At 61.5% G+C, this 12,778-nt stretch carries 8 protein-coding genes; all 8 read left to right on the forward strand.

The window, feature by feature from the left end; translation table 11 throughout:
* The coding region (locus L861_RS24820; RefSeq protein ID WP_016418457.1) for a hypothetical protein at positions 1-1,712 on the forward strand (1,712 nt) is incomplete at its 5' end.
* Between the two features lie 7 nt (positions 1,713-1,719).
* The gene (locus tag L861_RS25110; RefSeq protein WP_016418458.1) at positions 1,720-4,056 is read left to right on the forward strand and encodes a hypothetical protein; all 2,337 of its coding nucleotides are present in this window, start codon (positions 1,720-1,722) and stop codon (positions 4,054-4,056) included.
* A gap of 79 nt (positions 4,057-4,135) precedes the next feature.
* A complete protein-coding gene (locus L861_RS25115) occupies positions 4,136-5,251 on the forward strand; it encodes a hypothetical protein (RefSeq protein ID WP_016418459.1) in 1,116 nt (371 codons plus the stop codon).
* A 172-nt stretch (positions 5,252-5,423) separates the two neighbouring features.
* The gene (locus L861_RS19930; protein ID WP_144063083.1) at positions 5,424-6,269 is read left to right on the forward strand and encodes a hypothetical protein; all 846 of its coding nucleotides are present in this window, start codon (positions 5,424-5,426) and stop codon (positions 6,267-6,269) included.
* Positions 6,270-6,316: 47 nt separating this feature from the next.
* The gene (locus L861_RS19935; RefSeq protein ID WP_016418161.1) at positions 6,317-6,580 is read left to right on the forward strand and encodes a PAAR domain-containing protein; all 264 of its coding nucleotides are present in this window, start codon (positions 6,317-6,319) and stop codon (positions 6,578-6,580) included.
* Positions 6,581-6,756: 176 nt separating this feature from the next.
* Positions 6,757-10,773: an ATP-dependent RNA helicase HrpA gene (gene hrpA, locus L861_RS19940; RefSeq protein WP_016418461.1), complete on the forward strand. Its 4,017-nt coding sequence runs from the start codon at positions 6,757-6,759 to the stop codon at positions 10,771-10,773.
* A gap of 63 nt (positions 10,774-10,836) precedes the next feature.
* Complete coding sequence (locus L861_RS19945; RefSeq protein ID WP_016418462.1) at positions 10,837-11,958, forward strand: beta-ketoacyl-ACP synthase III; 1,122 nt, start codon at positions 10,837-10,839, stop codon at positions 11,956-11,958.
* A gap of 37 nt (positions 11,959-11,995) precedes the next feature.
* Positions 11,996-12,766, forward strand: a complete 771-nt coding sequence (locus L861_RS19950) for an MlaA family lipoprotein (protein ID WP_016418463.1) — start codon at positions 11,996-11,998, stop codon at positions 12,764-12,766.
* The last annotated feature ends 12 nt before the right edge of the window (positions 12,767-12,778 follow it).

The raw sequence follows: 12,778 nt of genomic DNA on the forward strand, positions 1-12,778 counted from the left end.
CGCGCTTGATCGATGCCGCCCGGCGTGGCGAGCTGACCTTCGAACTCGCCAGCGACGAGAAGCTGAACGCCTTCAAGCGGACCCTGAGCACCGTGCTGGGCAAGCGTCAGCGGTTGCGCTCGCTCAACAACCGGATTCGGCAAGCCCAGGCAGCGCATGGGCATCGCTCCCCACCGGTCCGGGGGCTGAAGCGCGAAAGGACAGGCCTCCAGAGCGAACTGGGCCACTACGAACGTCTGCTGGCCGAGTCGCTGAGTCCCGTCGATATGACGCCTGCAGAGCGGACGCAACTGGCGGCGGCGCTGGGCGATGCCTCGCTGACCGAGGCCCGGGCCGGCATCACCCTGGTCTTGCCGGCAGCGGCCCAGCAACAGGAAGTGAGCCGCCTGATCCGCCATTTCCGCCAGGGCATCTCCAGCACGGCGAAAACGCTGAACGTCACCGGCGATGGCCTGAGCCTGGCGATCTTCGTGGCCCAGGCGGTGAATATGGTACAGGCCTTCCAGGCCTACAACAGTCTGCCCAGCCATGCGCCTAGGGAGGTTCGTACTCAGGCCAGGCTGAATGTGGCGAGTGCTTTAACCGCCACCGGGGCTGCCGGCTTTCTGACCGCCCAAGGGATCGGCCAAGCGGTCCTGGAGCGCCAAGCTAAGGTGCTGGGCGAAGCGCTGGGTACGGGCACGATCAGCGCTCGGCTAGGGGTGATGCACGCCACTTTGGGAGGGGTAGGCTACTTGCTGGGCTTTTTCGCCGCAGGGGCGAGCCTGATAGGCAATGTCGGCAACCTGACGGAGGCGGTGCGTAGCGGCCAGTCGCGGACCACGCTAGGGGCAGTCACGGCGATGGGCGGCAATGTTGGCATGATGGGCGCCCATGGTTACGGAGTTGCCAGAACGTTTCGCACCGTCAGGGACGTACGGAGTGGGGTGACCACCTGGGCGGTCGCCGGCAAGCACCTGGGCAAGTTGTTTCTGCGGCTCAATGCCTTGGGTCTGGTCTTTACCGCCCTGGAACTGGCCGGCTCCTGGATGTACAACCGCTACAACCTTAGCGAGCATGACCAGTGGCTATTGACGTCCCCCTGGGGAGCGGAGCCTACCGATCAGCCGTTGGAACGCTATCTGCAGTTCCTCGAGCAGGTCTTGCAGCCCACCCACGCCGTGGTCGAGGCACGCTACGGCGAGACCTTCATGCCCGCATGGTTCGACAGCTGGACCGAAGGCATCCGTAATCCGGTCAAATACATTTTTACCCTGCATATGCCCAATGTCTCGCCGGCCATGCTCTCGGCGCTGGGTGGCGAGCCGCCCCTGCGCCTGGCGATCCGGGTCTGGCGGCTGACGCCAGCCGGGACGCGTGGGCGCTGGACATCCACCACCTGGCACGATATCACCGAGGACTGGACCAGCGGGATGGTAGTCACGAGCGCCGAGCGGCATGCCGGCCTGATGGTGGTCGGGGAGACGCCCCCCGAGGAGCCGGGCAAGGTGCGCTATGCATTGGGGGTGCGCTATCAATGGCCGGATGGGCAAGGTGGCCACCGCGTCGATGATCAATATTTCCTGATTCGGCCCCGTCGTGGGCGGGGAGCGGGGCCCGAGCAGCGCTATGTGCCGAACGATCGGGTAACCCCCAGCTCCCGGTCCGGCCACGGTGAGTGGCATGAGATCGACGGCCGGGCCATCGCGCTCGGGTCGCCCAAGGACGATTGAGAACACGATGGCAAAGAAACAGTCCGAGAGACTACCCCAACCGACGCCGGGCCAGCCCCATCGGGCCGGCGACACCGAGCGCATCGGCACCAGCAAGGTCACCTACCTGGCGCCGCTGCCGCTGCCCACCGGTCTGTCACCGGTGGACTTCAGCCAGACCATCGGTGAGATGAACGATGTCTATCTCGACTATGGAGCCGGCCCGCCGACTGTCTTTGGTTGGCAGTTGGCAATAGGATTGCCTCTATTTGGTATTTTTTTCTGCCTTGTGATTGCGCCGTTATTGCTGATCGCCATTATGGACTGGGAGTTTTTCCAGCTCTTTCTCGGCATGGCGATATGGGGGGGGGGAGGCATAGCATTGATTATCTGGGTGACGATGCGCAGCAGCCACCGGAATCTGTTGCGAGCCACTCCCATCCGCTTTCATCGCCAGCGCCGCGAGGTGTGCTTTATCGTCAAGGAGCGTCGGCTGGGACGTGAGGTCGATGAGGCGGTGATCGTGCCCTGGGAATCGCTGATGGCCTGGGCGGTGGAGGGGTACGGGGCGACCCAGTACGGCACCACCCGGCAGTACGGCCTGGGGATCGGCTATGCCCACCCCGAGACAGGCAAGTGGCTCAAGACGGAGGGCCTGACGGCGGGCATGGCCTTGTCGCTCGGCGAGTGGGAGGTGCTGCGGGCTTACATGGAGTACGAACTGAACAGCCTCGATGAGGTGCAGGACCCGCTGGGGCTGCGAGCGCCGGGCGATCCGCCCCATCAGGGGGTGCATACCATCCGCAATGCGCGGCGCAAACTCCACGAGGGGCTGCGCCAGAATCCGTCCTTCTGGCGGTATCTCTATGTGCCGCTGTGGTACTTCATTCACGCGATCACCCTGTGGACCCTGCCCGGCTACCTGGCTGAGCGGGAACACCGCATCATCCAGCAACGGCGCCCGCAACTGAAGCTGGCCAAGGTCGAAGAGTATTGGCCAACGTCGAAGAGTGGTCCAAGCCGTTACCCAAAGCGCAGTGGGCCAAGCCCAGCACAGAACTGGTCAAATTGTCCGCGGAGGTGCGGCGAATCCGCCAGCGCGATCCGCTGCGCCCGATCGAGGAGATCGTTGCCGAAGCCTATCGCCGCCAGGGGGTGGTGGCATAAGGAGGCTGTAAAGGCGAGTGGCATGAGATCGACGGCCGGGCCATCGCGCTCGGGTCGCCCAAGGACGATTGAGAACACGATGGCAAAGAAACATTCCGAGAAACTACCCCAACCGACGCCGGGCCAGCCCCATCGGGCTGGCGACACCGAACGCATCGGCACCAGCAAGGTCACCTACCTGGCGCCGCTGCCGCTGCCCACCGGCCTGTCACCGGTGGACTTCAGCCAGACCATCGGTGAGATGAACGATGTCTATCTCGATTATGGAGCCGGTCCACCCACCGTTTTCGGCTTTCAATTGGCAATAGGGCTACCCCTCTTCTTTATTTTCTTCTGCCTTGTGATTGCGCCGTTATTACTGATCGCCATTATGGACTGGGAGTTTTTCCAGCTCTTTCTCGGTACGGCCATTTTTGCGGGGGGGGCTGGCGCCTTCTTGGTGTGGCTTGGCATGCGTTCGGCACACCGGGAGCGCTTGAACGCCGTACCCATTCGCTTTCATCGCCAGCGCCGCGAGGTGTGCTTTATCGTCAAGGAGCGTCGGCTAGGACGTGAGGTCGATGAGGCGGTGATCGTGCCCTGGGAATCGCTGATGGCCTGGGCGGTGGAGGGGTATGGGGCGACCCAGTACGGCACCACCCGGCAGTACGGCCTGGGGATCGGTTATGCCCACCCCGAGACGGGCAAGTGGCTCAAGACGGAGGGCCTGACGGCGGGCATGGCGTTGTCGCTCGGTGAGTGGGAAGTGCTGCGGGCTTACATGGAGTACGAACTGAACAGCCTCGATGAGGTTCAGGACCCGCTGGGGCTGCGGGCGCCGGGCGATCCGCCCCATCAGGGGGCGCATACCATCCGCAATGCGCGGCGCAAGCTCCACGAGGGCCTGCGCCAGAATCCGTCCTTCTGGCGGTATCTCTATGTGCCGCTGTGGTACTTCATTCATGCGATCACCCTGTGGACCCTACCCGGCTACCTGGCCGAGCGGGAACACCGCATCATCCAGCAACGGCGCCCGCAACTGAAGCTGGCCAAGGTCGAAGAGTGGTCCAAGCCGCTACCCAAAGCGCAGTGGGCCAAGCCCAGCGAGGCACTGGTCAAATTGTCCGCCGAGGTACGGCGGATTCGCCAGCGCGACCCGCTGCGCCCGATCGAGGAGATTTTTGCCGAAGCCTATCGCCGCCAGGGGGTGGTGGCATAAGGAGGCTGTAAAGGCGAGTGGCATGAGATCGACGGCCGGGCCATCGCGCTCGGGTCGCCCAAGGACGATTGAGAACACGATGGCAAAGAAGCAGTCCGAGAGACTACCCGAACCGACGCCGGGCCAGCCCCATCGCGCCGGCGACACCGAGCGCATCGGTACCAGTAAGGTCACCTACCTGGCGCCGCTGCCGCTGCCCACCGGCCTGTCACCGGTGGACTTCAGCCAGACCATCGGTGAGATGAACGATGTCTATCTCGATTATGGAGCCGGCCCGCCCACCGTTTTCGGCTATCAACTGGCTATCTGGGGCCCTCTATTTGGCATTTTCTTCCTCCTGGTTCTGGTTCCCTTAATGTTGATCTCCATTATGGATTGGCAGGGGTATCGGATCCTTCTCGGCACGGCAATATGGGCTGGAGGTGCTTTTTCGCTACTGGCGTGGATTGCCATGCGTAGGAATCATCGGGATCGCTTGAACGCCGTCCCCATTCGCTTTCATCGCCAGCGCCGCGAGGTGTGCTTTATTGTCAAGGAGCGTCGGCTGGGACGTGAGGTCGATGAGGCGGTGATCGTGCCCTGGGAATCGCTGATGGCCTGGGCGGTGGAGGGGTACGGGGCGACCCAGTACGGCACCACCCGGCAGTACGGCCTGGGGATCGGTTATGCCCACCCCGAGACGGGCAAGTGGCTCAAGACGGAGGGCCTGACGGCGGGCATGGCGTTATCGCTCGGCGAGTGGGAGGTGCTGCGGGCTTACATGGAGTACGAACTGAACAGCCTCGATGAGGTTCAGGACCCGCTGGGGCTGCGGGCGCCGGGCGATCCGCCCCATCAGGGGGTGCATACCATCCGCAATGAACGCCGCAAGCTTCACGAGGGGCTGCGCGAAGCTCCCTCCCTCTGGCGCTACCTCCACGCATCGTGGTGGTACTTTCACTATGTGATCACCTTAGGTCCGCTGCCAGGCTACCTGGCCGAGCGGGAGCACCGCATCATCCAGCAACGGCGCCCGCAACTGAAATTGGCCAAGATCGAAGAGTGGTCCAAGCCGCTACCCAAGGCGCAGTGGGCCAAGCCCAGCGAGGCACTGGTCAAATTGTCCGCGGAGGTGCGGCGAATCCGCCAGCGCGATCCGCTGCGCCCGATCGAGGAGATCGTTGCCGAGGCCTATCGCCGCCAGGGGGTGGTGTGAGGGCAAAAAGAATCTTCGAGAATTTTTGAAAAAGAAGGAGCGGTTTGGAAAAGCCATGGTGGCTTTCGGAATTCCTTACTTTTTGCCGGGCCTCATCGTATCGTTCTATTTTGGTGGGGCTGGTGAAAATACCATGCCAACGCCTCGTGACGGGAAAGTAAGGGAGCTGAAGATGGGCAGAAAAGTGAGGCCAGGGCAGGGTGGGCGCCGGGAATGGACGCTAGTCGAGTTGGCATGCCTCGAACGACACTTTCATTTCATGACCATGCCCGAGCTCCAGATGACTCACTTTCCCCACCGTACCCAGAAGGCCATACGGCGAATGGCATACAAGCTGGGTCTGAAGAAGCGCGAGCCCAACCGGGATTACGGTCAGCAACCTTGGACCGAAGAGGAACTATCCCTGGTGGCCCAGTATTACCCGACCCTCAAGGCGCGTGAGGTTCAGAGCCGCTTTCTACCCCATCGCAGCGTACTTGCTATCCGCCATGCGGCCAAGAAGTTCGGGATACGTGTCTTTTCGGTGGCGCCGTGGACCGAGCAGGAATTGGCCATTCTGCGACGTGAGTTTCCGCGGGGTGGCCATCGCCAGGTAAGGAAGCATTTACCCCATCGTAGTGAGGCGGCCATCAAGTTTCGCGCCCGAGCCGAGGGCCTGAGCTATACCCCTCACGGGGATGGAGGGCATGGCGAGCCGTGGAGCGTCGAGGAATTACAGCGCCTGGAGGACAACCGCGCGTTGCCAGCCGAGGAACTCGCTGCCTTGTTTCCTCATCGCCACAAACGCAGCGTGATCAACAAGCGCTACCAGCTGGGATGGACACCGGTGAAGCAATGGTCGCCAGAAGAGCTACAGCGACTTCGCGATCACCTCGATCTTTCGGTCGACCAGTTGTGCGAGCTATTTCCCGATCGCCCACGGGAAGGGGTCAGGATCAAACGGGATCGTTTGCGGCGGGCGCAACGAAAGAATCACCTCGCCAGGTTAGCCCATGAAAGCACTGACGCCGAGGCCTGACGCAACGGTCAAGACATGACGGTGCAGCAAATGAACAAGGAGGTAGCGTGAGTATATCCAAGGTTGAAGGGCGGTTGATCGCCAAGATCGGCGACAAGGTGGTCTGTTCCTGCAAGGGAGGGCCTCATCGTATCGTGTCCGGCTCGCCCACCACCAAACTGCGCGGCATTCCCGTGGCGCGGGTCGGCGATAAGAGCTCATGCGGCGCCAGCATTGCCACCGGTACCGCCAAATTCAAGATCCGTGGTACCGAAGCCGCGCTCGACGGGAGCCAGACATCCTGTGGCGGGACGATAGTGGTGTCGGGGTAGTGGAACAAACGAAAATCTCCAGGCGTTGGAACGACGAAGAAATACAGAAACTGACCGTCCACCAGCACTGATAGGGGCTACCTGATTAGTCATGACCAGTCACCTGGCGTTACAATGCTCTGCCCGCTACGGGAGTCCCGTGGCGGGCGGATTTCATTGACCGAGAAGAGGATGTCTTGAGCACTACCACGCGCTCCAAACCCACCGCCGAGTTGTCTCGACTGAATGCCTTGCAAGCACGCCTGGGCGATTGCTTGCTGCGTGATGCTAGAGAATTCGAACGCCGCCTGGCGGGGCTGAAGCGGCGTGCCCGGGAAGGCAAACCGGTGGATCGCGGTCTGGCCGAGATCGAGCGTCGCCTGACAGCCTCGCAGGCAGCACTGACGCATCGTCAGGCGCTGCCGGTGCGTCTCGAATATCCGCCCGAACTTCCCGTGGCAGAGCGTCGTGAAGAGATTCTTGCCGCCCTGCGCGATCATCAGGTCGTGGTGGTGGCCGGCGAGACAGGCTCGGGGAAGACCACACAGCTACCCAAGCTGTGCCTGGAACTAGGGTTGGGGCGGCGAGGGCTGATCGGTCATACCCAACCGCGACGGCTAGCGGCGCGCTCGGTGGCCACACGCCTGGCCGAGGAATTGGCGGTGCCGGTGGGTGAGCAAGTCGGCTATCAGGTACGCTTTACCGACCATACCGGGGATCGCACTCTGGTCAAGTTGATGACCGACGGCATTCTGCTCGCTGAAACCCAGCATGACCCGGATCTCAGCCGCTACGAAGCGATCATCATCGATGAGGCGCATGAGCGTAGCCTCAACATCGATTTCCTGCTCGGTTATCTCAAGCGTCTCATTGTCCGCCGTCCAGACCTCAAGATCATCATTACCTCGGCAACTATCGACGTCGATCGCTTCTCGAACCACTTCGCATCGCCGCCCGGCAAGCCGGCACCTGTGGTACAGGTATCCGGACGCACCTATCCGGTAGACGTTCACTATCGGCCGCTATTGCGTGAAGAGGCCGACGAAGAGGACCGCACCCTACAGGAAGGTATCCTCCACGCGGTGGAGGAGATCGAGACCATCGAGCGCGAGAAGCGCTGGTTCCATGGCCCCCGAGACGTGCTGATCTTCCTGCCTGGCGAACGTGAGATCCGTGAAACCGCCGATACCCTGCGTCGCGCCGATCTCAAGCAGACCGAGATACTGCCACTTTATGCGCGACTGTCGAGTGCTGAACAGAATCGTGTCTTCCAGGCACATAGTGGGCGGCGTATCGTGCTGTCCACCAATGTTGCCGAGACCTCGCTCACCGTACCCGGTATCCGCTACGTGATCGATCCTGGCCTGGTGCGCATCAGCCGCTACAGCTACCGTGCCAAGGTCCAGCGCTTGCCCATCGAGCCGGTCAGCCAGGCCAGCGCCGACCAGCGCAAAGGGCGCTGCGGTCGTGTCGCCGAAGGGGTGTGCATACGCCTCTATAGCGAAGAAGACTACCTCTCTCGCCCGGAATATACCGAACCCGAGATCCAGCGCACTAACCTGGCGTCCGTGATCTTGTCGATGCTGTCCCTGAAGCTTGGCGACATCGAGGACTTTCCGTTCGTCGACGCCCCCGATTCGCGTTTCATCAAGGATGGCTTCCGCTTGCTGTTCGAGCTGGGGGCGGTGGACGAACGCCAGTCCTTGACCGCCACTGGCCGACGTCTGGCGCGATTGCCTATCGATCCTCGCTTGGCGCGCATGGTGCTGGCTGGCGCTACGTCGGGCTGTTTGCGCGAGGTGCTGATCGTGGTCTCGGCATTGGCCGTGCAAGATCCACGCGAGCGCCCGGCAGAGAAACGCCAAGCCGCCGATCAGGCTCACAAGCGCTGGGACGATCCGGATTCGGATTTCGTCGCCTGGCTGAACCTATGGCTTGGTTTTGAGGCCGCCCGTGAGGAGCTGTCGGGCAACCAGTTGCGGCGCTGGTGTCGCGAGCACTATCTCAACTACTTGCGCCTGCGCGAATGGCACGACACCTTCCGTCAGCTCAAGCAATTGCTGCGCGACATGGACATTACGGTACCCGCGGCGGCCCCGTTGTCTGATAAAGGCTCTGATGAAGACCCTGAGGTTGACAATGAACAGCGCGTTCGTCAGCGCCGAGAAAGTCGTGTCAAACTACACCAAGCGTTACTTACCGGCTTGCTCTCGAACATTGGCCAATTACTCGAGAACCGAGAGTATCTGGGCGCACGCAACCGTAAATTCATGATTCATCCCGGCTCCGGGCTAGCCAAGAAATCACCCAAGTGGGTCATGGCCGGTGAACTGGTCGAGACGTCGCGGCTGTTCGCCCGTCAGGCCGCTCGCATTGAGCCGCAGTGGATCGAACCGTTGGCCGAGCACTTGGTCAAGCGCACCTACAGCGAGCCGCACTGGGAAATGAACCGTGCCCAGGTCGTGGCTTTCGAGCAGGTAACGTTGTTCGGACTGCCAATCGTCGCGCGGCGCAAGGTGCACTACGGCCCCATCGCCCCACGGGAAGCGAGGGAGATTTTCATCCGGCGCGCCCTGGTCGAGGGCGAATACCGTACCAATGCCGCTTTCTTCACCCATAATCGCGACATGATCGAGCAGATCGAGGACCTCGAGGATCGCGCCCGCAAGCGCGATATCCTGGTCGACGAAGAGACGCTGTTCGATTTCTACGACCAGCGCTTGCCCGACGACATCATCAACGGCAAGGGCTTCGAGCGCTGGCGCAAGCAGGCCGAGGCCGAGAGCCCGGATATCCTCAAGTTCGACCGCGAAGCGCTGATGGCGCGCGAAGCGGAGGATGTCACTGCCGTTCAGTATCCTGACGAATTGGTGCTGAATGGTGTGCGTTACCCACTGAGCTACCATTTTCAGCCCGGTGCGTCGGACGATGGCGTGACACTGACGGTGCCGGCGGCAATGCTTTCACAGTTACCGGTAGCACGGCTGGAGTGGCTGGTGCCGGGGCTTCTACGCGAGAAGTGCATTGCGTTACTCAAGTCGCTTCCCAAGTCGGTACGTCGTCAGGTAGTACCGATTCCCGATTGGGTCGATGCCGCACTCGAACGCTTGGTTCCTGACGACGTCCCGCTGACGGCAGCGCTTGGCGAGTTCCTGCGCGTCAAGACCGGCATGCGGCTGCACCCCGACGACTGGCGCCCGGAGCAGCTCGAACCGCATCTGGTGATGAACGTGAGGGTCGTCGACCATGATGGCCAGGTGCTGGGTGAGGGGCGTGATCCCATCGAACTGGAGCGGCGCTTTGCCCAGGCCGCCAGCGCCGGTGCTCGCGCCTTGAGCAAGGAGATCGTGGCCGAAGACCATCTGGACGGCTTGCCGGAAGCGGGCTTGCCGGAGTCACGGGTCACCACGCAGGCAGGAATCCGAGTCGAGGCCTATCCCGCCTTGGTCGAAACCAAGGGCGGCCTGGCGGTGGAACTCTTCGAGCACCCCGACAAGGCGCATGAGGCGCATCGTCATGGCATCAAGCACCTGGCCATGCAACGCTTGCCCGATCAGGTCCGCTTGCTGCAACGCCTGCCAGGGCTAGAACGTTGTGCGCTGCTGTTTGCCAAGGTCGGGTCCAAACGGCAGCTCGTCGACGATGTGGTCGAAGCCGTGTTCTTGCAGGTCATCGCCACGGAGCCACTTCCGCGCACACCTCACGCGCTTGCTGAACGCCTCGACGAGCACCGTGCCGATCTGGTGCCACATGGGGAGTCATTGGTCGCAACACTGGAGAGCGCGCTCAAAGGGCATTTGGAAGTGACCAAGGCGTTGAAAGGCAATCTGAGCTTCGCTTTGGCTCTGGTATACAGTGACCTAAAAGCCCAGATGGAACGCTTGGTGCACCCAGGGTTCGTTGCCAAGGCCGGAGGATGGCTCGAGCACTATCCTCGCTATATGGAAGCCGCGATGATCCGTCTGGAGAAGGCGCCGCGCGAACGTATGCGGGACCAGATGCTGATGCAGGAAGTCCATGAGTTCGAGACACGTCTCGCCGGGCGTCGTGAAATGAGCCGGCGTGCTGGAATGGAGGATCCTCGGCTGGTGGAGTTCGGTTGGTGGATAGAGGAATTGCGTGTGTCGTTGTTTGCGCAGCAGCTTGGTACGCTAATGCCGGTGTCCGGCAAGCGTCTGGAGAAGCGCTGGGCAGAAATTACCGGCCAAGGTTGAAGCGGCCCCAGGGGCCGCCGATAAAAGACTCAAGGCGGGAACGAACCGCCACTGGGGGATACTATGATGCAAGCGGTGATTACCGGTACGGGCCTCTACACACCGGAACACGCCATCGACAACGCTGCCTTGGTGGCATCCTTCAATACTTGGGTGGATGCCGAGAATGCCCGGTACGCGTCGGCCATTGCCGCTGGCGAGCGTGAACCGCTGGAATATTCCAGCAGCGAGTTCATCGTCAAGGCGTCGGGTATTCACAGCCGTCATGTTCTGGATGCCGTAGGGGTCCTCGATCCCGAGCGCATGCGCCCCCACCTGCCTGAACGCCGCAATGACGAGCCATCGATCCAATGCGAGATGGGGCTCACTGCCGCTCGTGAGGCGCTGGACCGTGCCGGTGTCGAAGCCTCGGATATCGATCTGGTCATCGTTGCTTGTTCCAACCTGGAGCGACCCTATCCGGCGGTTGCCGTGGAACTCCAGTCCGCACTTGGGGCTGGGGGGCACGCCTTCGACATGAACGTCGCCTGCAGTTCGGCAACGTTCGCCATCGATACCGCTGCCAATGCGATTCGTAGCGGTAACGTGCGGCGAGCCCTGGTGGTCAGTCCCGAGATCTGTTCGGCGCATCTCAATTTCCGTGATCGCGACAGTCATTTCATTTTCGGCGATGCCTGTACGGCCGTGGTCATCGAAGCTGCCGAGCTGGCGAGTGCTGCATCGCGCTTCGAAATTCTTGGCACCCGCTTGGTGACTCGTTTCTCCAATGCCATTCGTAACAACGCCGGTTTTCTCAACCGTGTCACCGATAGCGATCCTCGTGCGACAGATAAATTGTTCGTCCAGGAAGGGCGTCGAGTGTTCAAGGAAGTCTGCCCGATGGTGGCGGCCCTGATCAGTGAGCATCTCGAGGCTTTGGAGTTGTCCGGCGACAAGTTGTCGAGACTGTGGTTGCACCAGGCCAACCGCCATATGAACGATCTGATTGCCCGTCGAGTACTGGGCTTCGAACCGACGCCAGAGCAAGCGCCGATCATCCTCGACCGTTACGCCAATACCAGCTCGGCTGGGTCGATCATTGCGTTTCATCTGCACCGCGACGACCTGCCAGCCGGTGCGCTTGGGGTGGTGTGTTCCTTCGGAGCTGGGTACAGTGCCGGCAGCGTCGTCGTGCGCAAGGTATGAAGTAACGAGAATAGAACCTCTGAACAAGGTGAGATTGATGAAAGGCAAGGGAAGGCGTAGTGCTGTGTCGCTCCACGGTGCCAGGTGTCTGACGGCGATATTGTTATTGGTGGCGCTCGCGGGTTGTGCCAGTCAACGAACCATGGAACCCAATCCCGATGACCCATGGGAAGGCTTCAACCGGCGTGTCTTCGCTTTCAATGACGCCCTCGACCGTGCGATTCTCAAGCCCCTGGCCCAAGGATACGACACCATTACGCCGCAACCGGTGCAGACCGGGGTGGGGAATTTCTTCTCCAATCTTGGGGAAATCCGCACCATGCTCAACAGTCTATTGCAGGGTAAGCCAGGCAATGCGGGGATTGCCGGCGGGCGTTTCTTGCTCAATTCCACCGTTGGCATCGGTGGCCTGTGGGATGTGGCCACCGGCATAGAGCTTACTGGCCGTGAGGAGGACTTCGGTCAGACGTTGGCCGTATGGGGAGCAGGCGAGGGGCCTTATCTGGTATTACCGTTCTTTGGTCCCAGCACCGTTCGGGATACGGCCGGGATGCCGGTGGATACGTATACCTACCCGTTGACCTATGTAGAAGACGATGAGGTGCGTTATGGCCTCACCGCCTTGCGAGTGATCGATACGCGAGCCAGCCTCCTCGAGGAAGAAGAGCTGATCCGCGGTGACCGCTATGCCTTCATTCGCGATGCTTACCTTCAACGACGACGTTTCGAGGTCAACGATGGGGAGCAAGGGGAAGATCCTTTCGCCACCGATGATTTTGATTTCGATGATGACGCTTTTGCCGAGTGAGGCAGGGGGCAA

The organism is Litchfieldella anticariensis FP35 = DSM 16096, assembly GCF_000409775.1.
GTDB classification, from domain to species: Bacteria; Pseudomonadota; Gammaproteobacteria; order Pseudomonadales; family Halomonadaceae; genus Litchfieldella; species Litchfieldella anticariensis.